The following is a 20,732-nucleotide window of genomic DNA, read 5'->3' on the forward strand; positions in this document are numbered from 1 at the left end:
GGACTCCGTTGGTCGGTCGATCACTACGGTTGTTCTCCTCGTAACAGTGCCATGGCCTTTTTCATTCCGAGACACCTGTTCCGACCCGCGAGACGATTTCGTCCCAGTAGCCGGGCATGGCCTCCCAGGGGTCGGTGCGGCCGCCGCGGTCCGTGCGGTCGGTGAACCAGATCGTCGAGGCGCCCTGCCAGCGGGCGATGCGCAGTGCCTCGTCGAGGTGGCCGAGCGGCACACCGTGGACGAAGTGGCAGAAGCGGTCGGGCGGATAGTCGGCCGTCCACTCCGCGACCTGCGACCAGCGGTAGTCGCTCCACGATCCGGAGAAGGTGACGAGTTGGTCACCGCACTCGGCGTAGCCGGGGTAGGGGTGGGTGCCGTGGCCCAGGACGATGTGGGCCTTGTCACGCAGCGCCCGGAGGGTGGTGACGGTGCGCAGGATGTCGGGCAGTGCGGTGCCGTCGGTCGGGCAGCGGTCCAGGAAGAAGCCGTCCACCCGGTACCAGTCGAGATAGCGGTGCGCCTTGGAGATCACCTCGCCGAAGGCGCGGGCGCCGTGGACCGTGCCGAGGTGGATCCGGTCGAGAGAGGACGTGTCGAGGTGGCCGAGGACGCGGACTCCGGCGTTGTGGAGCCTGCCGGCGGCCTCCAGGCAGTGCGGGTCGGGGCGGGCGCCGGGGCCGTCGGCGACGTTGAGGACGACCCAGTGCACGGGAGTGCCGGGGCGGGTGAGTTCGCCCCACTCGGTGGGGGCGAGGAGGGGGTGCGCATAGCCGGGGACGCCGAGGCCGGTGTGGAGGTCGGTGCTCGGCGCGGTCGACCGGGCGCCGGTCAGATACGGCATGCCGCCTCCATCCAGATGTCGCCCAGGGACTCCTCGAGGTTGATCCGGGGGCGCCAGCCGAGCCGGTCGCGTGCGGTGCGGACGTCGGCCTGCTGCCAGCTGCCGCAGCCGTCCGGGTAGGCGACGGGCGCGGTGTGGGCCGCATGCGCTCCCGCGTGGCTCGCGTGTGCCGCGTGGGTCACGTGGTCGGAGTCGGCGCGGGGGTGGCCGATGGACGGACGCAACGGGCCGGGTGGGCCGTCGAGTTCGTGCAGGGCACCGCCGTAGCCGGCCACGCGGGCCAGGATGGCGGCGGCGTCGCGCAGGCGGACGGCACGGCCGGAGCCGATGTTGATGACGCCCTGCGCGGCGGAGAGCGAGGCGGCGTGGACGGCGCGGGCCACATCGCGGACGTCGACGAAGTCGCGCTGGGCGCCGAGGCCGGTGAGTTTGAGCTCGCCGTCGCCGGACTGCATGGCGCGGCGCATGGCCTCGGCGAGGCGGCCGAGGGGGGAGCCGGCGGGGGTGCCGGGGCCGGCGGGTGAGAAGACGCGCAGGACCACGGCGTCCAGGCCGGAGCCCAGGACCAGTTCGGTGGCGGCGAGTTTGCTGACGCCGTAGGGGCCGCCGGGGCGGGGGACGGCGTCTTCGGCCGTGGAGGAGCCGGGCTGGCTCGGGCCGTACTCGGCGCCGCAGCCGATCTGGACGAGCCGGGCGCCGCAGCCGCTGCGGCGCAGGGCCTCGCAGACGGTGGCGACGGCGACGGTGTTGTGGCGGGTGAGTTCGCGGGCGCCGCCCCTGGTGGCGCCCGCGCAGTTGACGACCACGCCGGGGTGGACCGCGTCGAGGAAGCGGGTGAGGGCGCCGGGGCTGCCGGAGGCCAGGTCGAAGCGGACGTCGGCGTCGTCGCCGCGGCCGAGTGCGGTGAGCTGGACCGCGGGGTCGGCGAGGAGGCGGTCGGCTACGAAGCGGCCGAGGTAGCCGTTGGCTCCGATCAGGAGGACTCTCATCGGGCGGCTCCCGTTGCCGAGGGGTGGTCGGGTCGGGAGGTGATCATTTGGGGGTCTCCTTCTAGGGCTTCAGGTAGGAGGTTTCAGATGGTTCGTGGGGGGTGTGTGCCTGCGGCGACCCGCGCGGAGTGCGGGCGCGTCACGACGGCTGGTCCTGTGGTGCGTGGGCCGACGCCCTGGTCAACGTGCGCATCGCGTGCAGCAGGAGCGTCAGCGTGCCCGCGCCGCAGGCGATGGTGGGGATGGCTGCCGGACCCCATGTGTCGACGAGGGTCTGGACCGGGATCGCCAGCCAGTCGCAGCCGGGGAGGCGGGCGGTGAAGAGTGTCGTCAGGGCCGTTGCCTCGGCTGAGGCCGCTGCGGTGAGGACCAGGGCGGGGGCCTGGGTGAAGCCGTGGTTGGTGAGGAGGCGGGACAGGAACAGCAGGGCGCCCAGGGTGAGGGTCTGGGGGTGGGCGGCGGGCTCGTCGAGGATGGCGGTGGTCAGGGTGAGCAGGGCCGTCAGGGCGCCCAGGTAGAGGGCGAGGGTGGCCAGGAGCAGGGGTTTCGCGGAGGTGGCGAAGTCCTTCAGGGCGCGGCTGGCCGAGAGCTTGCGGCGGGCCCGGACGGCCAGGAGGTGGGCGCACCAGGCGGCGGGGGCGCAGGAGAGGGCGAGGGCCAGAACGGGGGCCACGGTGAGGGGCCAAGGACCCTCGGCGCTGCCGGTCGGCAGGACGTCGGGTCCGCCCGCTGCGGCCGCCCGGAGGAGGCCGTCGCCCAAGAGGGCGTAGACGAGGAGCCAGCCGATTCGGGTGGCGGTCGGGCGGCCGGCGTGCCGGGCGGCGAGGGGGCCTCGGGCGAGGGCGGCTCGCAGGGCGAGGGGCAGCGCGAGGGCTCCCGCGGCTGCCGTGATCAGGCGGGTCTGGCCGTGGGTGAGGTGCAGGCCGACCACGGTCGCCCCGCAGAGTGCTCCGGGCAGGAGGGTGAGGAGTATCCAGTCGGCTCGTGCGCGGGGGGTGGTGAGGGGCTTGGTCCCCGGGGGCGTATCGCCGTCTCGGGGCGTTCGGGCGTACATCTCCTCGGCCAGGGAGAAGACGTCCCGGTGCAGGAAGCGGGCCGCCGTGCGGTCGGTGACGCCGTGGGCTTCCAGTCCGGCCGCGATCTCCAGGGGGTCCACCGCGCGTTCGCACAGGTCGCGGTGGCGGTGCAGCAGGGCCTTCACCGGGTCGGCGCCCGTTCGACGGGCCGGGCGCGCGGCCGTGGTCGGCTCCTCGGTAGGGGTGGTGTGCTCCTGGTCGGCCAGCCACTCCTCCGAGCGTTCGTCCCATGCTCCGGGGCTGGTCGGGGCCGCGGGGCGGTCCAGTCCTCCCAGGCCGTTCATCGTGCCCCCTCGGTCGCGGGGATCGGGGTGGCCCGTACGGGGGTCGGCGGGCCGCCGCGGGCGACCAGGCGGGCCGTTCGCCCGGTCCAGCGGCCGGGGACGTGGGCCTCGGCGGGGACGGCGAAGGGCAGCGGGGCTCCGGCCTCGTCCAGGACGACTCGGCGGACCGGGGTGCGCGAGACGATCTCCAGGTAAATGCCGTGAAATGCTGTGATGTTCTGCTCGACGGTGAACAGTTCGAGCGCACGCGCGCGGGCGGCCGCGCCGAGGCGCTCACGGCGCTCGGGGTCGCGCAGCAGCGCGACGCAGGCCTCCGCGAGCGCCCTCGGGTTGCGCGGCGGTACGACGAGACCGGTGCCGCCGATGACCTCGACCACCGCGCCGACATCGGTGGACACCGTCGCGCGGCCGCAGAACATGGCCTCGACCAGGCCGATCGGGAAGCCTTCGACGACGCTGGACAGCACGCTCACGGCACCGGAGGCGTAGGCGTCGGCCAGGGCCGGGAGCTCCGGGCCGCCGATCTCCTCGAAGGAGACCGGGTTGTCGCCGACCGTGTGCGGCCCCTCCGCCTCGTCGGGGAAGAGCTGCGCGGCCAGTGCCCTGCAGTGGCCGAGGTAGGCGGCGCCCTCGGGGCCGGCAGGGGTGCCGACGATGCGCAGGCGGGTCTTCGGCTCCTCCTTGCGGACCTCGGCGAAGGCGTGCAGCAGCGACACCAGGTCCTTGGTGGGTTCCACGCGGCCGACCCAGACCAGGGAGTCCGGGTCGGCGCACTCGGGGCTCTCGCCGACCTCGGCGAAGCGGGAGGCGTCCATGCCGGGGTAGACCGTGCGCAGCTTCGCCCGGTCGGCGCCGCAGCGTTCCTGCCAGCGGCGGGCGTGGCCGTTGCCCGGGGTGATGAGGGCGGCCCGGGCGTAGGTCTCGGCGGCGAGCCGGCCGTGGAAGGCGGCGAGCAGGGAGCGTACGGCGGGTGAGGCGTCGGGGGCGGCCAGGTAGTGCGTGCGGAGCCGGACGCCGTATTCGGTCAGCAGCAGGGGCACATCGCAGAAGTGGTGGGCGAGCAGGCCGGGCAGGGCCGCCGGGCCGCCGGAGGTGACGTGGCACAGGTCGGCGGCGCCCAGTCCGTCGTCCGTGTACCAGTCGAGGGAGAGGGGGCGCAGGGCGCGTTCCAGGTGGGTGGCGACGGTCAGCAGATCGGGTACGCGCGCCTCGCGCGCCGTCTGCAGAGCGCCCCGCGCCCGGCACGCGCGCTCCAGGGTGCGTACGGCGGTCTCGGAGCGGAGCGCTCCCACCAGGCCGCCCTCGTCGCGGGCGAGTTCGGCGAGCCCGTACAGCGCGTTGCCGAAACGGTCCGCCTCAAGGGCCGACGCGTCCTCGGAGGCTTCGGACGCGTCCCTGGCGCCCCCCTCGCAGAGCACGGCCACCAACTCGCCGTAGCACTCGGCGAACCGCCGACGCGCACGCCGGCCGTACATCACGCCGTCGTCCTCGGCCGTCCACAACGGTGCCGTGCGCACGCGGCTGACCTGCGGCGGCAGCGGGACCCAGCCCTCGTCCTCCTGGCGCTCGCTGCGGCTGAGCGCGTAGACGTCGAACTCGTGCTGTGCCAGCCCGCGCACGAGCCGGTCGCACCAGAGCCTGGCGTCACCGCTCACATACGGATAGCCACCCTCCGCAATCAGTCCGATGCGCACGAGTGCACCCCCGATCTCCCGTAAGGGGAGCCGCCGTTCCCCCGGCGGCTCACAGCGGGACGAACGTATGCGGACAAGGCGGTGGCGCGACGGACGGTTGTCCATCGCGCCACCAAAAGGGGTGAACGGTCGTAACTTTCCCGTGCGGGTCGCGTTCCGTCGCGCTAGGAGATCGAGCGCGCACGGATCGTCACAGCTGAACCGCCGACGGGCCGCCGGGCCTGGCGGGCGGAGATACGGCCACGACGATCACACCCCGGCCCGCGGGAGTCACCCGGTCAACTCCCGGGGTAGGCCCAGGGGTTGGGTCGGCACCGGATCCCGTTGCGCTCGAGGAACTTGGTCTGCTGCTGCATGACGGGGGCGAGCTCGCCGTCCTTGTCGCAGGTCACATGGGAGAAGCCGAGCCGGTGACCGATCTCGTGATTGATCAGCATCTGCCGGTACTCGAGGATCTGGTCACCGAATGTCTCCGCCCCCTGTGCCCACCGATAGGCGTTGATCATCACGCGCTCGGTGGCGGCGGAGTCGCACGAGACGTTGTCCACGGTGGTGTCCAGACCCGATTTGGCACACCAGTCTGCCGTCGTACCGGGGCTGGCGAGCGTGATCACGAAGTCGGGCTTGCCGCTGTGGATGCGCTCGAAGGTACGGGCGCCGTTGTGCGCCCAACTGCGGTCGTCGTTGAGCGTCTTGTGCACGGCCTGCGCGAAGAGCTCGCCGTCGAGCCCGAGCCCCTGCTCCACGTCCACGCGATAGGTGAACTTCTGCCCCGTGCCGGGCCCCTTGTCGATCCCCGGGATCGCGTCGAACTTCCCCGAGCCCTCGAGGTCGGCGTCGAGCCGGTACGTCGCGGCCATCTTCTGCTCATACGTCAGCGGAACGGTGCCCGGCGCCCCGGACGGCGTCGGCCGCCCGTCCGCGCGCGAGGCCGAGTCCCGGGCGTCCCGCGCCTCGTCGGTGGCGGACTGCGACTGTACGTCGCCGTCGTCCCGCCCCTTGGCGACCTGACCGGCGACGACGACGGCCAGCACGGTGACGACGGCCGCAGCGGCGATGCCGGTGAAGGTCCGCCCCTTGCCGCCCTGCGCCTGCGCCGGCTCGCCGGTCGGCGGGGCATCGTCGTCGATGTCGGTGTCGTTCGCGACACCCACGTCCAGCCTGGAGTCCCAATCGGTGACGGAGGCGTACGGGTCGGAGGCGTGCGCGGCCTCGGACTTACGGGGCGCGAAGACGTCGACGTCCTCGGCCTCCCGCTCGAAGGCGTCGAGGTACTCCTGCCGGGGCCCTTCGGAACGCGGCGCCTGCCGGGGGCGCGGCAGCGGGACGCCGGGCGCGGGCGGAGCGCCGGGGGCTCCAGGAGCGGCGTAGGCGCCGGTCCCGCCCCTCAAGTCACCCCAGCCACCGCCCTGTTCACGCTGCTCGGGGTGGCTGCCGCGGGCCTGGGGGGTGCCGTGGGCCGGGGTGCCGTCGGGAAGCCTGGGGAAGCCGTGCGGCGGGGTGCCGTCGGCCGGTCCGGGGAAGCCGCGAGCGGGCGTGCCGTCGGGAAGCCTCAGGAAGCCATGCGCCGGAGTGCCGTCAGGAAGCCTCGGGAAGCCATGCGCCGGAGTTCCGTCGGCCATTCGCGGGAAGCCATGCGCCGGGGTGCCGTCAGGAAGCCTCGGGAAGCCATGCACAGGCGTGCCGTCGGGCAACCTCGGCACCCCTTGCGCCGGCGTGCCGTCAGGGAAGCCGCGCCCGCCGTACGACTGCGCGCCCCCCGTCGGCATCCCGGGCCGTGCGGGCCCCGGACCCGGCACCCGGCGACCACCGGTCCCACCGGGCAGCCCACCGGGCCCACCGGACTGAGGCCACCCGCTCGGCCCCGCGCCGGGAGGCGCGCCAGGCCCACCGGGTCGCGCACCCGGCACCCTGCCCGGCCCCGGCGCGGACGGCCCCCGCTGGGCCGTGCCCGGCTCAGGCTGCGCCGCCCGAGAGCCCTGTCGTGCTGTCGTGTCCGCGGTGTCCCGCTTGGCGGCCGACCCGCGACGGCTGTGGCGTCCCACGTCGCGCCTCAGCTCCCGGCGTTCTCTGTCACGGCCCCACCGTCACCGGCGGCGGCACCCCTGGCTGCGTCCGCACCCGTGCCCGCGACGCTCTCGGCCACCGGCTCCCCCGTCTGCGCGAGGAGGTCGCGAAACTCCCGGGCGACCAGATCGGGGTACTCCATCATCGCCACGTGCCCGGCCTCCGGAAGGCTCACCAGGCGGGAGTCACGGAAGGTACGGGCGGCCCTCTGGCTCATGCGGTGGCCGACGAGCTGGTCGCGGCCGCCGTAGATGAGCAGCGTCGGCGCCAGCACCCGCTCAGCCTGGCGCCACAGCGCGTGCTGGCCGCCGAGGGTGTAGGCATTGACCAGCCCGCGCGCGGAACGCGTCATCGCGTCCCAGAAGTACGGAAGCTGCAGCCGCCGTTCCATCTCCTCGACGGCGTTGCGGAATCCTTCCGGCGTGGCCCGCCCGGGGTCGCCGTAGCAGAGGTTCATCACGCCGCGGACCCGCTGCTCGGCCGTCCACCCCTGGGTGAACCGGGTGAAGAGCGCCGTCACTCCGGGCACCGCGAGCAGTGCCGTGGGCACGGCGGTGCGCTGGACGCGGATCTCGGGCAGGGCGGGCGACACAAGGGTGAGCGTACGCACGAGGTCCGGGCGTACGGCGGCCACGCGCGTGGTGACCGCGCCGCCGAGCGAGTTGCCCAGGAGGTGGACGGGGCCGCGGTCGGAGGCGTCGAGATAGCGGATCACCGCGCGTGCGTGCGCGGTGATCGAGTAGTCGCCGTCGTCCGGTGGCGGCGAGTCACCGAAGCCCGGTAGATCGACGGCCTCGCTGTCGACGTCGCCCTCGAGCTGCGCCATCAGCGCCGACCAGTTCTGCGAGGAACCGCCGAGTCCATGGACATGGAGCGCGGGCGACAGCCCCTCGCGCGCGGGCGGTCTCGACCGCACCGACAGCGTGATCCCGGGCAGTCCGACCGATCGCAGCCGCTCGCCCTCCGCGACCCTGACGGTCGCCACTTTCGGGAGCGCACTGGCGGCCGGCGCGGACGGGAGCTCGGTCGAAGACATGCAGCAATGTTACGAGACGATCACGCAGTGGTTCATGTGTTCGCCGTCACAAGTCGACACGTACATGGCAGTCGCCGGCCCGGGAACCCGGAGCCGGGGCCGCACCCCCGCGCCGCCTCGGCGACCTGCTCCCGAATTGCCCCTGCATCCGCCCGCGGATCGCATAGCGTCCGAAACCGGTGTCTCCTAGGCTCGTACGCAGGGCACCCGGATGTGGACCCCTGCTTCACCCGGGGACGTCATGCCCCTGGGGACACCCTAGGAAGGGAGCCCGCCATGACCGTCGATCCGACCGACCCCGAGACGTTCGTGGACGACGACACCGACGAGTCCCAGGAGTACGACGTCGAGGCCCCGCGGGCCGACGCGGCCGAGCAGCACGCCGACGTCAGGCCCGACCGCGACGACCAGCTCACCGACGCGGACAAGGACCGGGCGAACGAGGCCGATCTGATCGAACAGACACGCGTCGTCTCTACTGACGAGGACGACTATCGCTGACGCACGACGCCGACGGACGACCAAAAGAGTGCCGCTGAGCAGGAAAGAGGCGGCCCACTGCCCGTTCCGCACCGATTTGAAACCATCAGCGCGACTTTCGTCACCGTCCGGTCCGTGAAATTCTGCGCTCGCACCGCGCACACCAGGGTTACCGAAAAGTACGATGGCCGCGCGGCGCACACCGCATGTGGACGACTTTGGGAGGCGGCGTGACAGCCATCGAGCAGACAGAGGCGGCACGCCCGCGGGGCACTCGCCTGCCGCGCCGTGCCCGACGGAACCAGCTCCTGGGCGCCGCCCAGGAGGTATTCGTCGCGCAGGGCTACCACGCTGCCGCGATGGACGACATCGCCGAGCGCGCCGGCGTCAGCAAGCCGGTGCTCTACCAGCACTTCCCCGGCAAGCTCGACCTCTACCTCGCGCTGCTCGACCAGCACTGCGAGTCGCTGATCCAGGCGGTACGGAACGCGCTTGCGTCGACGACCGACAACAAGCAGCGCGTACGGGCGACGATGGACGCGTATTTCGCGTACGTCGAGGACGACGGCGGCGCCTTCCGCCTGGTCTTCGAGTCGGACCTGACGAACGAGCCGGCCGTGCGCGAGCGCGTGGACAAGGTCACGAACGAGTGCGCCGAGGCGATCTGCGACGTCATCGCCGAGGACACCGGCCTCTCGCGCGCGGAGTCGATGCTGCTGGCCTCCGGGCTCGGCGGCCTCGCCCAGGTGGTGGCCCGCTCCTGGCTGCACAGCGACCGCAGCGTGCCGCGCGACCAGGCGGTACAGCTGCTGACGTCCCTGGCCTGGCGAGGCATCGCGGGCTTCCCGCTGCACGGCAGCGACCACCACTGACCCGGGCGCCGGGGGACGTTTGTTCCCGCCCTCTGTTCGCTGTTGGCGTTCTTGGGCGGAGCGTGTACGTCCCCTCACCGGGCTAATGTGTGCTGGGTACGGCGCGGAAAGTTCGCGCACTTCACTGACCGTCGGAGGGACATAGCCGTGGAGGTCAAGATCGGCGTGCAGCACGCGCCCCGCGAGATCGTTCTGGAGAGCGGTCAGAGTGCCGAGGAGGTCGAGCAGGCGGTGTCCGAGGCGCTCGCCGGGAAGACGCAGCTGCTGAGCCTGGTGGACGAGCACGGCCGCAAGATCCTGGTCCCGGCCGACCGCCTCGCGTACGTGGAGCTCGGCGAGCCGGCTCCGCGCAAGGTGGGCTTCGGCGCGCTGTAGGAGGCCGTCGGCGGATCCCGCCGAATCCGGACGCGAGGGGAGGGCCCGGCGATTCGAATCGCCGGGCCCTCCCCTCGCGTTTCCCTCTTCCCCCCGCACCTCATGCGCCTCCGGCCACGAACGGCACACAGGCCGCTCACAGACGAGGATTGCATTCCGCAGGTCAGGGGTATGACGGGCTACGACCGATTCGAGCAGGCCGGCCATGTGGGAGGGACCCCAACATGCTCTTGGAAGCGCTCAGCTCCGCGATCCTCGGCCTGGCCCTCGCATGGGCTGCGGCACACCGCCTGCCGCACCGTCTGCCCGCCCGCTCCCTGGTCCTGCCGACGGGTGTCGCCGGCGCCCTCTTCGGCGCGTTCATCACGCACACGGCGCTCGACTTCGGCAACCTCTTCGTGATCCTCATCGGCTCAGCGGTCGTCTCGGCCGCCTCCGTCTCCCTGCTGGTACGCCCCTCGGGAAGACTCCGCCGCCACTCGGCGACCGCGTAGATCCCAAGAACCGGCCGCCGAAGCGGTAACGCCCCCAAACGCCGACCGCGCCTCTCGGCCCACCCGGCGTTTGAGGACAAGGCCCGTTCAGGGCCGACGCGGGAGTCTGGGGGTGGCAGCCCCCAGAGGCACCCGGGGTCGAAGGGGCGGCGCCCCTGGGGATGGGACGGGAAGGGGCGGCGGGGGCGAGAAAGCTACGCCGCCAGCCCCAGCGCGGCCATCCGCTTGGTGTGCGCCTCAGTGATCCGCGAGAACATCCTGCCGACCTCCGCGAGATCGAATCCGTCCGCGACCCCGCCCACCAGCATCGTGGACAACGCATCCCGGTCGGCGACCACCCGCTGCGACTGCGACAACGCCTCCCCCATCAGCCGCCGAGCCCACAGAGCCAGCCGCCCGCCGACCCGCGGATCGGCGTCGATGGCAGCCCGCACCTTCTCCACGGCGAACGAAGCGTGTCCCGTGTCGTCGAGCACGGCCAGCACCAGCCCCCGCGAGTCCGAGTCCAGCCGAGCCGCGACCTCCCGATAGAAGTCACTGGCGATCGAGTCACCGACGTACGCCTTCACGAGCCCTTCCAGCCAGTCCGAAGGCGCCGTCTGCTTGTGGAACCCGTCCAGCGCGGCGACGAACGGCTCCATCGCCTCCGTCGGCTCGGCCCCGATCTCCGTCAGCCGGTCCCGAAGCTTCTCGTAGTGGTGGAACTCGGCCGACGCCATCTTCGCCAGCTCCGCCTTGTCCGCCAGCGTCGGCGCCAGCTTCGCGTCCTCCGCCAGCCGCTCGAACGCCGCCAGCTCCCCATAGGCCAGCGCGCCGAGCAGATCCACGACGGCGGCCCGGTACTGCGGATCGGCGGATGCCCGCTCCCAGTCCTGGGCGGCGACCCCGGTGTGTTCCACGGCGGGCTCGGCGGTGTCGGAGGCGTCAGAGGTGTTGTCAGGCGTCGTCATGAAGCGCACAATAGTCCGCTCACCGCGCCACGGAAGTCCCTGGTCAATCAGTGTGACGCCGACTACGTGACCAATTCGGCCATCGCATGTGCGCGTTTCCGGGGTATGGTGGTAATGCGCCCGCTGAGTACTCAGACGTATCTCGACGGGCCGCACGTTATGAGGATGCCCGGTCGGTGGCCCGATCGGCTCCGACCCGACAGCCCTCCCCGGCCGTACGGCACTGTGCGTACGACGACCGGAGGGACACCCTCAGCGGTACGAGCGCTAGAGCGTCGGCAGTGGTCCCGTGCCCTACGGCCAGCCCGTAAGGCAGCCGACGTCCCCGGCACGGTCCGTCAACGACCCCCGCGCTCGCCTCGCACCGCGCACACAGAAGAGGCAGCACCCTGACTACGACGTTCCGCTCACTCGGGATCCTCCCCGAGACCGCCGAGGCCCTGGAAGCCGTCGGCATCATCACTCCCTTCCCCATCCAGGAGATGACCCTCCCCGTCGCCCTCTCCGGCACGGACGTCATCGGCCAGGCCAAGACCGGCACCGGCAAGACGCTGGGCTTCGGCCTCCCGCTTCTGGAGCGCGTCACCGTCCCCGCCGACGTGGAGGCCGGCCGCGCCCAGCCCGAATCCCTCACCGACGCCCCGCAGGCGCTCGTCGTCGTTCCCACGCGCGAGCTGTGCCAGCAGGTCACCAACGACCTGCTGACCGCGGGCAAGGTGCGCAACGTCCGGGTCACGGCGATCTACGGCGGCCGCGCCTACGAGCCCCAGGTCGAGGCCCTCAAGAAGGGCGTCGACGTCGTCGTCGGCACCCCGGGCCGGCTCCTCGACCTCGCGGGCCAGAAGAAGCTCAACCTCAAGCACGTGAAGTGCCTGGTCCTCGACGAGGCCGACGAGATGCTCGACCTGGGCTTCCTGCCCGACGTCGAGAAGATCATCGACATGCTGCCGGTCAGGCGCCAGACGATGCTGTTCTCGGCGACCATGCCCGGCGCGGTCATCGGCCTCGCGCGCCGCTACATGTCGCAGCCCACCCACATCCGCGCCACCGCGCCGGACGACGAGGGCGCGACCGTCGCGAACATCGCGCAGCACATCTACCGCGCGCACAACATGGACAAGCCGGAGATGGTCGCGCGCATACTGCAGGCCGACGGCCGGGGACTGGCCATGGTCTTCTGCCGGACGAAGCGCACGGCGGCCGACCTCGCCGACCAGCTCCAGCAGCGCGGCTTCGCCTCCGGCGCGGTCCACGGCGACCTGGGTCAGGGCGCCCGCGAGCAGGCGCTGCGCGCGTTCCGCAACGGCAAGGTGGACGTCCTCGTCTGCACCGACGTCGCCGCGCGCGGCATCGACGTCGAGGGTGTGACCCATGTCATCAACTACCAGTCGCCGGAAGACGAGAAGACGTACCTGCACCGCATCGGCCGTACGGGCCGCGCGGGCAACAAGGGCATCGCGATCACGCTCGTCGACTGGGACGACATCCCGCGCTGGCAGCTGATCAACAAGGCGCTGGAGCTGAACTTCAACGACCCGCCGGAGACGTACTCCACGTCCCCGCACCTCTTCGAGGAACTGAAGATCCCCGCGGGCACCAAGGGCGTCCTGCCCCGCTCGGAGCGCAAGCGCGCCGGGCTGGCGGCGGAGGAGCTGGAGGACCTCGGCGAGACCGGCGGACGCGGTGCGCGCGGTCGCGGTGGCCGGGGCGGCCGGGACGAGTCCCGCTCGTCCTCGTCGGACCGCGAGCGCCCGGCGCGTACGCCGCGTCGCCGGCGCCGTACGCGCAGCGGTGCCCCGTTGGACGCGACGCCGGCGCCCGCCGCCGGTTCCGTGACGCCGGAGGAGTCCGCGGAGGTCACCGCGGCGGAGTCGGTCACGGCCCCGCGCACTCCGCGCCGCCGGCGCCGTACCCGCGGCGGGGCCTCGACGGAGCCGACCCCGACGGTCGTTTCCACGGAGGCCGCGGAGGCCGCCGTGACGACGGCGGAGGGCCCGTCCCTGGAAACGGCCGAGGAGACCCCGGCCAAGCCGCGCCGCCGCCGCACCCGCAAGTCGGCGGAGCCGAAGGCGACTTCGCAGGAGGCCGCCCAGGTCGCGGAAGCGGTGCAGGCGCCCGAGACGGCCACGGCCCCGCAGGTCGCCGAGCCCGAGGAGGCCCCCGCCGCCGAGCCGCGCCGCCGCACCCGCAAGGCCACGGCCGCGGCGGAGACCGCGGTGGACACGGCCGAAGCCGCGGAGGCGAAGCCGACGGCGCGCCGTACGCGCAAGGCCACGGCCACCGCCGAGGCCGCCGTCGACACGGCCGAGGCCACCGAGGCCAAGCCCAAGGCGCGCCGCACCCGCAAGACCGCCGCGACGGTGGTCGAGCCGGAGGCCGCCGACATCCCGGCGCAGCCGGCACCGGAGCCGGAGACCGCCGAGGCGAAGCCGAAGGCACGCCGTACGCGCAAGACGACGGCCGCAGCCGAGGCCGCCGTCGACACGGCCGAAGGCACCGAGGCCAAGCCCAAGCCGCGCCGCACCCGCAAGACCGCGGCCGCCGTCGAAGCCACCGCCGACACGGCCGAGGCCACCGAGACCAAGCCGCGCCGGACCCGCAAGGCAGCCGCCGCAGCGGAACCGGAGGCCGTCGAGGCCAAGCCGCGCCGGGCCCGTAAGGCAGCGGCCGCAGCGGAGACCGCCGTCGACACGGCCGAGGCCGCCGACGCCAAGCCCAAGGCACGCCGCACCCGCAAGACCGCGGCATCCACCAAGGCCGCCGAGGTCACCGAGGTCGCGGACATCCCGGCCCAGGCCACGCAGGAGCCGACGGCCGCGGAGGCCCCCGCCCCGCGCCGCCGCACCCGCAAGGCCACGGCCACCGCGGAGGGCGCCGACGCCACGGCCGAGGCGAAGCCCAAGGCTCGCCGTACCCGCAAGGCCACGGCTGCCGCGGAGCCCACGGAGGGCTGATCTCCCGTACGACGGCCCGGTCCCGCTTCTGGCGGGACCGGGCCGTCGGCATTCCCGGGCCGGTGCAGCCGCGCCATTCAGCCCGCCCCGCATCTCCTGGCCCACCCCCCGGCCCGCATCTCCCGATCTGCGCCTCCCGGCCCGTGCCCCCGGCCGGCATCTCCCGACCGCATCTCCCAACCCTCACCTCCCGCCCCACACCCCCGGCCCGCGCCCCCCGGCCCTCACCTCTCGGCCCACACCTCCGACCGCATCTCCCAACCCGCGCCCCCCGACCCGCATCTCCCGACCACACCCCCAGCCCCCACCTCCCGACCCGTGCCGCCCCGACCCGCGCCCCCGACCCCCACCTCCCGACCGCATCTCCCAACCCGCGCCCCCCGACCCGCATCTCCCGACCACACCCCCAGCCCCCACCTCCCGACCCGTGCCGCCCCGGCCCTCACCTCCCGACCGCATCCCCCGACCCGCGCCCCCGCTCCCCACCTCCCGACCGCATCTCCCAACCCGCGCCCCCGGCCCCCACCTCCCACCCCCCCACCTCCCGGCCCAGAAGGGCCAGCCGGCGGCGCAGGGGCGAAACAGCAGGGCGGTACCGGCTACCCTCCCCCCGTGACCACCCAACCCGACTTCACCCCACCCCCGAACGCCCACGTCTACCCCCTCCACACGCCCCGTGGCACCTTCGCCGTCGTCGCTCACCCGGCCGCCCCCGGCGTCGACCCCCGAGGCACCGCTCTGCTGCTCCCCGGATTCACGGGCAGCAAGGAGGACTTCACGCTCATGCACGAGCCGCTGGCGGAGCGCGGCTACCGCACCGTCGCCATCGACGGCCGCGGCCAGCACGAGTCGGACGGACCGGAGGACGACGAGTCCGCGTATGAGCGGGGCGAGTTGGCCAGGGACGTGCTCGCCCAGGCGGCGGCCCTCGGTGCCCGCAACACCCCCGTCCACCTCCTCGGCCACTCCCTCGGCGGCCAGATCGCCCGCGCTGCCGCACTCCTCGACCACACGCCGTTCCGGTCACTCACCCTCATGGCGTCGGGGCCCGCCCAGATCTCCGACTCCCAGCAGCAGCGCGTGAAGCTCCTCAGGGACGCGCTGGCGGTGATGACCATGGCCGAGACCTGGGAGGCGATCCTCGCGATGGGACCGCCCGAGGAGGTCGGTGGCCCGGCGCGCGGCATCGGCGGCCCGGACCTGCTGCGCCGTCGCTGGCTCGGCACTAAGCCCGCCCAACTCCTCGCCACAGGACGTCAGTTGACCACGGAGCCGGACCGAGTCGACGAACTCGCCGCCCTTCCGCTGCCGTTCCATGTGCTGTCGGGCGCCAGCGACGACACCTGGCCGGTCCCGATGCTCGACGACATGGCGGCACGGCTGAAGGCCCGCCGGACGGTCATCCCTGACGCCGAGCACTCCCCCAACGCCGACCAGCCCCTGCGCACCGCGCAGGCCGTCGCCGACTTCTGGGAGAGCATCGACAGCCCGCCCGCGACGGAGACGGACGCCTGAGCGGGGCCGTACCGCTAGTACTGCGCCTGGAGATGCTCCCAGAACCCGTCCCGCAGCGCCCGCCGCAGATCCGCCTGCCCGCGCAGCGAGTACTGCAACAGCCCCTCCGCCTCCACCAGCAGATCCTGGTCCACCGACCCGGGCAGATACGGGTGCCCGGGCAGCAGTTCCACGAGCGACTCCCGCCCCCGCGCCGCGAGCCACTTCGCCGCGATCTGCGCGCCGACGAACCGGACGTCCTCTCGCGTCGGCCGGGCCCCCGCCGGCTCGTACGCGGCGGCCGTGCGCCGGGAGACGTACGGCTTGAAGAAGTCGAGGTCGAAGGTGCGCTGGCTGTCGACCTCCCAGAGCAGGGGCTCGGCCTGGTTACGGCCCTCGGGCGCCTCGATGCCCCACAGGTGCACCCGCGCCCCGTACCCCTGCGCCGCCTCGACCGCCGACACCAGGTCCTCGTCCCCGCCGAGCAGGGCCGCGTCGCTGATGGCGCGGTGTCTGGCGAGGGACTCCAGATCGGTGCGGATCAGTGAGTCGACGCCCTTTTGCTGGTTGTTGGCGTTGAGGTTGCCCAGTCGCACCTTCACATCGGGGAGTTCGGCGATCGACTGCTGCTCCGCGGTGTGGATGCGGCGCCGCGCGCCGTCGTACCAGTAGACCCGCAGCAGCCTGCTGTCCGCGAAGATCGTGCGCGCCCTGTCGATGAGCGCCTCGATCAGCCCCTCGGCGTCCAGATCGAAGGCGCGGCGATCCTCCGTCCCGGCGACCAGCCGCCCGGCGGCCGCGTACAGGTATCCCGCGTCGACGAAGATCGCGTGTGTGGAGGGCGTCTTCGCCACCTCGGCGAGCATGCGTTGCAGCAGCTCGTTGGTGCGGTCGATGCGGGCGGTGAGTGCGCCGAGGTCGTCGTTCATCGTCTCCATTGTCCCGGCGGTCACGCTGCGAACACAACCGGTCCCGGTCAGTCTCCCCTTGATCGCTCGACGGATACCTACCGGTCAGTACTTAGGCGTTCGAAAAATTTCTTTAGCGTAGGGAATGTTTGTAACACGAAGCACGTTGGCTACCCGTGTGACCAAGTAGTTCTCCATCAGGAGGATGACCAGACGAAGGGAGAAGCCATGCGCTTCGAAATCATGCGACTCGACGAGCTGGACGGCACGGCCGTGGACAGCACCGTCGTGGACGCCGCCTCCGTCAACCGGATCGTTCAGCAGGCCGCCGCGACGGGGCAGCGGCTGTGGATCCGACCCGCCGAGACCACGGCCTCGTAACAGCAGCGGACCACCGCAGAAGCTTCGAAGCCCCCGTACGCCACACACGGCGTACGGGGGCTTCGCGCTCACGGGGGCTCAGGCGCCCTGGATCACCTGGGTGACCCCGTTGATGATCTGCTGCACGGCGATCGCCGACAGCATCATGCCCGCGAGCCGTGTCACCAGGACCACGCCGCCGTCCTTGATGACCCGGATGATCAGCAGCGAGTACCGCATCACCAGCCACAGCACGACATGGATGGCGAGGATCGCCGACCACACCGACACCTGGGTGGCGACGCTGTCCGCCTTCTGCACGGCGAGGATGACCGACACGATCGCGCCCGGCCCGGCCAGCAACGGCATGCCCAGGGGTACGAGGGCGACGTTGACGTCCTTGGTCTGCTTCGGCTCGTCCGTCTTGCCGGTGAGCAGGTCGAGCGCGATCAGCAGGAGCAGCAGCCCGCCCGCGATCATCAGCGCGGGGACGGAGACATGCAGATAGTCGAGGATCTGGTGGCCGAGGAGCCCGAACACGGTGATCACACCGCCCGCCACACAGACGGCCTGGAAGGCCATCCGCCGCTGCACCTTGACCGGCCGGCCGGCGGTGAGCGCGAGGAAGATCGGGGTGATCCCCGGGGGATCCATGATGACGAACAGGGTCAGGAAGAGAGAGCCGAAGACGGCGAGGTCGAACATGGGTGAGCCTTGCGAAAGGGGCAGCCTGCGGCGCCGGGTGAGTCGAGACGGACCTGTGGGTGAGAGACCTCAGACCCCGCCGGCCCCGGGCACCGGAAACGCCCCGGTGGCCCGCCGCGTGATCTCGCCGTACACCTCGGGGTCCGTCGTGTACTCACCGAGCACGCAGGTCTTGCGGCTGCCGTGGTAGTCGCTGGACCCGGTCGGCAGCAGCCCGAGCTCCTTCGCCAGCCCGCGCAGCCGAGCGCGGGTGTCGGGGTCGTGGTCCATGTGGTCGACCTCGATGCCGTCGAGCCCGGCCGCGGCCAGCTCGGCGATCGCGGCCTCCGGCACCGTACGGCCCCGCTTGCTGGCGGCGGGATGCGCGAAGACGGCCACGCCGCCCGCGCCCTTGATCAGCCGGAGCGCCTCGAACGGGTCGGTCTCGTGCTTCTCCACGAACGCCCGCCCGCCGTCGGCCAGCCAGTCCTCGGTGAAGGCGTCGCCCACGGTCGGTACGACCCCCAGCTCGACCAGTGCGGTGGCGACATGCGGCCGCCCGACCGAGCCGTCGCCGGCGATCCGCAGCACCTGTTCCCAGGTGACGGGCACGCCCAGCGCGTTGAGCTTGGCGACCATGCCCTTGGCCCGGGGCACCCGGTCGTCGCGCACCAGCTCACGCTCGGCGAGCAGCGCGGGCTCCTCGGGGTCGAAGAGGTAGGCCAGCATGTGCATGCTGACGCCGTCGATACGGCAGGACAGCTCGGCGCCGGTGACGAGGGTGAGCCCCTTGGGCAGCGCGGCGACGGCCTCGGCGTACCCACGGGTGGTGTCGTGATCGGTGAGCGCGACGACGTCCAGCCCGGCCGCGGCGGCGTTGCGCACCAGCTCGGCCGGAGTGTCCGTACCGTCGGAAGCGGTGGAGTGGGTGTGCAGATCGATACGCACGACGCGAACTCCAGTCGGGGACGGCACGGAAGGGACCGCTCAAGGATAACCGCATTTTCAACGCCCCTGTCACACCCGCAGGCCATGAGCGCCCCCTACACGCACGCCCCCTGGGGCGCGGGGCTGTATCGATATGCGGCTCCGCCGCGTGGGCGCGACCAGCCACAAACAACCCGCAGTCGCACACCCACACCAAGCACCCGAGCTATTGGGCGCCCTACGGCTCAAGCAAGCGCGGCGACAACGCTCCGCAGGGCACCAGCTCCACCTCGGCCCCCGCGTCCCGCAGATCCGTCAGCACCAGCTCGTCGTACATCAACAGCCCCGACTGCTCGGGCCACATGACGGCCCACAGCCACATCCCGAGCGCCTCCCCCGCGAACACGGCACGGTCGTCCGGCGTGCCCGACACATGCCACAGCGGCGTGGGGCGACCGGCGGCGAGAACCTTGGCCTGGGGTGGCTTCTCGACGTTCATGTACGACCCCGGATCCGGGCCGTCGATGCCGGCGTAGCGCGCACCGAACCCGACGCCGAGTTCCTCGGCCACCAGGATCAGCTCGCCCATCCCGCCGAGCGGCCCGGGCCCGGAGCAGGCCACGGCGCTGGCACGGCCTCCGCTGCGGTCGTCGCCCGCGCTGGCGACCCCGGTGAACAGCCAGCCGATCGGCAGCGGCCACGGCATCCACACCGGCACCTGCGTGCGATGCACGACCACACCGAGGGCCTCGACGCTGGGTGGGATCACGGGCTGCACCGGATGGACGGTGCCGTGCACGTCGCATTGCCAGGTGTCGGCGAAGAGTCCGGGAGCCCTGACCCGGCCACCACACTTCGGGCAACTGGGTTCGCCCCTCATAGGCCCCCACGGTCCTACCCCTTCTGCGTCACGTCAAGGACGATCACCCGTCCGGGCGGAACGGGTTCGTGAAAGGGCCGCGAAGGGGCCGCGAAGAGGCCGCACACTCTTTGCATCGTTAGCGTGCCTAACTTAATATGTGTATATGCCATCTACTTTCCTCCGGCAGCCGCGGGCCGTGTGGGCGACCGCAGGCGCGTCCGTCGTCGCCTTCATGGGCATCGGACTCGTCGACCCGATCCTGCCGTCCATCGCCGGCGGCCTGCACGCCACTCCCGGGCAGGTCTCCCTGCTCTTCACCTCGTACTTCCTCATCACGGCGGTGGCGATGCTGGTCACCGGCTTCGTCTCCAGCCGGATCGGCGGGCGCAGGACCCTGCTGCTCGGCCTCGCCCTCGTGATCGTCTTCGCCGCTCTCGCCGGCACCTCCGGATCGGTCGGCGAACTGGTCGGCTTCCGGGCGGGCTGGGGGCTGGGCAACGCCCTCTTCGTCTCCACCGCCCTCGCGGTCATCGTCGGCGCGGCGGCCGGCGGCAGCGCGACGGCGATCCTGCTCTACGAGTCCGCCCTCGGCCTCGGCATGGCGTGCGGTCCGCTGCTGGGCGCGCTGCTCGGCGACGCCAGCTGGCGCTACCCGTTCTTCGGCACGGCCTTCCTGATGGCCGTCGGCTTCCTGTGCATCGCGGCGTTCCTGAAGGAGCAGCCGAAGCCGGCCCGCAAGACCGCACTGCTGGACCCCGTCAAGGCGCTCGGCCACGGCGGCCTGGCGTCGGCGGCGGTCTCGGCGTTCTTCTACAACTACACGTTCTTCACCGTGCTGGCCTTCACACCGTTCGTGCTGGACATGAGCCCGTACCGGTCCGGTGCGGTGTTCTTCGCCTGGGGTGTGCTGCTCGCAGTGTCCTCGGTGATCGTGGCGCCGCGCCTGCAGAAGCGGTTCGGTTCGCTGAGGGTGCTCGGCGGGTCGCTGGTGCTGCTGGCCGTGGACGTGCTGGTCCTCGGCTACGGCGACCACACCACCGCCGTCGTCTGCACGATCCTGTCCGGCGCGTTCATCGGCGTGAACAACACCGTCTACACGGAGCTGGCGCTCGGCGTCTCCGACGCGCCGCGCCCCGTGGCGAGCGCCGGCTACAACTTCGTGCGCTGGTTCGCGGCGGCGGCCGCCCCCTATTTCGCGCCGCGGATCGAGGAGTGGACCGGCAGCGTCCGGATCCCGTTCGTGGTGGCGGCGGTCACGGCCGTGGCGGGAGCGCTCGTGGTCGTCGTACGGCGCGGGGCGCTCACCGACGAGGCTCAGGAGCTGGAGACGGCGCACGCCACCGAGGACAGTGTCACCGTCTTCGCCAACTGACGACTTTCAGCCA

19 protein-coding genes are annotated in these 20,732 nt (G+C 72.3%); 8 read left to right on the forward strand and 11 right to left on the reverse strand.

The window, feature by feature from the left end; all coding sequences use genetic code 11:
- Positions 1-61: 61 nt before the first annotated feature.
- From IM697_RS37980 to IM697_RS38005, 6 genes are all read right to left on the reverse strand, one after another.
- Positions 62-841 carry a spherulation-specific family 4 protein gene (locus tag IM697_RS37980; protein WP_194041066.1) on the reverse strand — a complete coding sequence of 260 codons (780 nt, stop codon included), beginning with the start codon at positions 839-841 and terminating at the stop codon, positions 62-64.
- The gene (locus tag IM697_RS37985) at positions 829-1,830 is read right to left on the reverse strand and encodes an NAD-dependent epimerase/dehydratase family protein (RefSeq protein WP_194041068.1); all 1,002 of its coding nucleotides are present in this window, start codon (positions 1,828-1,830) and stop codon (positions 829-831) included. Before IM697_RS37985 ends, IM697_RS37980 begins: the two co-directional genes overlap by 13 nt.
- A gap of 139 nt (positions 1,831-1,969) precedes the next feature.
- Positions 1,970-3,190 carry a hypothetical protein gene (locus IM697_RS37990; RefSeq protein WP_194041070.1) on the reverse strand — a complete coding sequence of 407 codons (1,221 nt, stop codon included), beginning with the start codon at positions 3,188-3,190 and terminating at the stop codon, positions 1,970-1,972.
- The gene (locus IM697_RS37995; protein ID WP_228044327.1) at positions 3,187-4,884 is read right to left on the reverse strand and encodes a DUF3492 domain-containing protein; all 1,698 of its coding nucleotides are present in this window, start codon (positions 4,882-4,884) and stop codon (positions 3,187-3,189) included. Before IM697_RS37995 ends, IM697_RS37990 begins: the two co-directional genes overlap by 4 nt.
- Before the next feature lie 278 nt (positions 4,885-5,162).
- A complete protein-coding gene (locus tag IM697_RS38000) occupies positions 5,163-6,929 on the reverse strand; it encodes a DUF3152 domain-containing protein (RefSeq protein ID WP_228044328.1) in 1,767 nt (588 codons plus the stop codon).
- Positions 6,930-6,937: 8 nt separating this feature from the next.
- Entirely contained in the window at positions 6,938-7,987 is a 1,050-nt protein-coding gene (locus IM697_RS38005) for an alpha/beta fold hydrolase (protein WP_194041076.1), read from the reverse strand.
- A 276-nt stretch (positions 7,988-8,263) separates the two neighbouring features.
- Between IM697_RS38005 and IM697_RS38010 the strand changes: the two genes are divergently transcribed.
- From IM697_RS38010 to IM697_RS38025, 4 genes are all read left to right on the forward strand, one after another.
- Complete coding sequence (locus tag IM697_RS38010) at positions 8,264-8,488, forward strand: hypothetical protein (RefSeq protein WP_194041078.1); 225 nt, start codon at positions 8,264-8,266, stop codon at positions 8,486-8,488.
- Between the two features lie 209 nt (positions 8,489-8,697).
- Positions 8,698-9,339: a TetR/AcrR family transcriptional regulator gene (locus IM697_RS38015; RefSeq protein WP_194041080.1), complete on the forward strand. Its 642-nt coding sequence runs from the start codon at positions 8,698-8,700 to the stop codon at positions 9,337-9,339.
- Positions 9,340-9,486: 147 nt separating this feature from the next.
- Complete coding sequence (locus IM697_RS38020) at positions 9,487-9,714, forward strand: DUF3107 domain-containing protein (RefSeq protein ID WP_194041082.1); 228 nt, start codon at positions 9,487-9,489, stop codon at positions 9,712-9,714.
- A 224-nt stretch (positions 9,715-9,938) separates the two neighbouring features.
- Positions 9,939-10,208, forward strand: coding sequence for a hypothetical protein (locus tag IM697_RS38025; RefSeq protein ID WP_194041084.1), 270 nt, complete (start codon positions 9,939-9,941; stop codon positions 10,206-10,208).
- Positions 10,209-10,402: 194 nt separating this feature from the next.
- Here IM697_RS38025 and IM697_RS38030 read toward each other — a convergent pair whose 3' ends face one another.
- Positions 10,403-11,167: a ferritin-like fold-containing protein gene (locus tag IM697_RS38030; protein ID WP_194041086.1), complete on the reverse strand. Its 765-nt coding sequence runs from the start codon at positions 11,165-11,167 to the stop codon at positions 10,403-10,405.
- A 473-nt stretch (positions 11,168-11,640) separates the two neighbouring features.
- On the opposite strand from IM697_RS38030, the gene IM697_RS38035 reads away from it, so the two are divergent.
- On the forward strand, positions 11,641-14,112 hold the full coding sequence (locus tag IM697_RS38035) for a DEAD/DEAH box helicase (protein WP_194041088.1): 2,472 nt from the start codon (positions 11,641-11,643) through the stop codon (positions 14,110-14,112).
- 612 nt (positions 14,113-14,724) lie between these two features.
- Positions 14,725-15,627: an alpha/beta fold hydrolase gene (locus tag IM697_RS38040; protein WP_194041090.1), complete on the forward strand. Its 903-nt coding sequence runs from the start codon at positions 14,725-14,727 to the stop codon at positions 15,625-15,627.
- A gap of 14 nt (positions 15,628-15,641) precedes the next feature.
- On the opposite strand, the gene IM697_RS38045 is transcribed toward IM697_RS38040, so the two are convergent.
- Positions 15,642-16,535 carry an NYN domain-containing protein gene (locus IM697_RS38045; RefSeq protein ID WP_194041092.1) on the reverse strand — a complete coding sequence of 298 codons (894 nt, stop codon included), beginning with the start codon at positions 16,533-16,535 and terminating at the stop codon, positions 15,642-15,644.
- A gap of 207 nt (positions 16,536-16,742) precedes the next feature.
- Here IM697_RS38045 and IM697_RS38050 point away from each other — a divergent pair, with 207 nt between their 5' ends.
- A complete protein-coding gene (locus IM697_RS38050) occupies positions 16,743-16,895 on the forward strand; it encodes a hypothetical protein (protein ID WP_194041094.1) in 153 nt (50 codons plus the stop codon).
- A gap of 78 nt (positions 16,896-16,973) precedes the next feature.
- Here the strand turns inward: IM697_RS38050 and IM697_RS38055 are convergent, their stop codons facing one another.
- The 3 genes from IM697_RS38055 to IM697_RS38065 form a co-directional block, all read right to left on the reverse strand.
- Complete coding sequence (locus IM697_RS38055; RefSeq protein WP_194041096.1) at positions 16,974-17,579, reverse strand: MarC family protein; 606 nt, start codon at positions 17,577-17,579, stop codon at positions 16,974-16,976.
- Positions 17,580-17,648: 69 nt separating this feature from the next.
- Positions 17,649-18,506 (reverse strand): PHP domain-containing protein, encoded by an 858-nt coding sequence (locus IM697_RS38060; RefSeq protein ID WP_194041098.1) that lies wholly within the window; start codon positions 18,504-18,506, stop codon positions 17,649-17,651.
- A gap of 217 nt (positions 18,507-18,723) precedes the next feature.
- The gene (locus tag IM697_RS38065; protein ID WP_194041101.1) at positions 18,724-19,365 is read right to left on the reverse strand and encodes a DUF6758 family protein; all 642 of its coding nucleotides are present in this window, start codon (positions 19,363-19,365) and stop codon (positions 18,724-18,726) included.
- A gap of 145 nt (positions 19,366-19,510) precedes the next feature.
- On the opposite strand from IM697_RS38065, the gene IM697_RS38070 reads away from it, so the two are divergent.
- Entirely contained in the window at positions 19,511-20,719 is a 1,209-nt protein-coding gene (locus IM697_RS38070) for an MFS transporter (RefSeq protein WP_194041103.1), read from the forward strand.
- Positions 20,720-20,732: the final 13 nt, after the last annotated feature.

It is taken from the genome of Streptomyces ferrugineus, from assembly GCF_015160855.1.
Classification (GTDB): domain Bacteria; phylum Actinomycetota; class Actinomycetes; order Streptomycetales; family Streptomycetaceae; genus Streptomyces; species Streptomyces ferrugineus.

What these genes read in the sequence shown, in the direction of transcription:
- IM697_RS38005 (WP_194041076.1), bottom strand. Translation starts at nt 7,987, where the DNA reads ATGTCTTCGACCGAGCTCCCGTCCGCGCCGGCCGCCAGTGCGCTCCCG.
- IM697_RS38070 (WP_194041103.1), top strand. Translation starts at nt 19,511, where the DNA reads ATGCCATCTACTTTCCTCCGGCAGCCGCGGGCCGTGTGGGCGACCGCA.
- IM697_RS38050 (WP_194041094.1), top strand. Translation starts at nt 16,743, where the DNA reads ATGCGCTTCGAAATCATGCGACTCGACGAGCTGGACGGCACGGCCGTG.
- IM697_RS38045 (WP_194041092.1), bottom strand. Translation starts at nt 16,535, where the DNA reads ATGAACGACGACCTCGGCGCACTCACCGCCCGCATCGACCGCACCAAC.
- IM697_RS37985 (WP_194041068.1), bottom strand. Translation starts at nt 1,830, where the DNA reads ATGAGAGTCCTCCTGATCGGAGCCAACGGCTACCTCGGCCGCTTCGTA.
- IM697_RS38010 (WP_194041078.1), top strand. Translation starts at nt 8,264, where the DNA reads ATGACCGTCGATCCGACCGACCCCGAGACGTTCGTGGACGACGACACC.
- IM697_RS38025 (WP_194041084.1), top strand. Translation starts at nt 9,939, where the DNA reads ATGCTCTTGGAAGCGCTCAGCTCCGCGATCCTCGGCCTGGCCCTCGCA.
- IM697_RS38065 (WP_194041101.1), bottom strand. Translation starts at nt 19,365, where the DNA reads ATGAGGGGCGAACCCAGTTGCCCGAAGTGTGGTGGCCGGGTCAGGGCT.
- IM697_RS37990 (WP_194041070.1), bottom strand. Translation starts at nt 3,190, where the DNA reads ATGAACGGCCTGGGAGGACTGGACCGCCCCGCGGCCCCGACCAGCCCC.
- IM697_RS37980 (WP_194041066.1), bottom strand. Translation starts at nt 841, where the DNA reads ATGCCGTATCTGACCGGCGCCCGGTCGACCGCGCCGAGCACCGACCTC.
- IM697_RS38055 (WP_194041096.1), bottom strand. Translation starts at nt 17,579, where the DNA reads ATGTTCGACCTCGCCGTCTTCGGCTCTCTCTTCCTGACCCTGTTCGTC.
- IM697_RS38035 (WP_194041088.1), top strand. Translation starts at nt 11,641, where the DNA reads ATGACCCTCCCCGTCGCCCTCTCCGGCACGGACGTCATCGGCCAGGCC.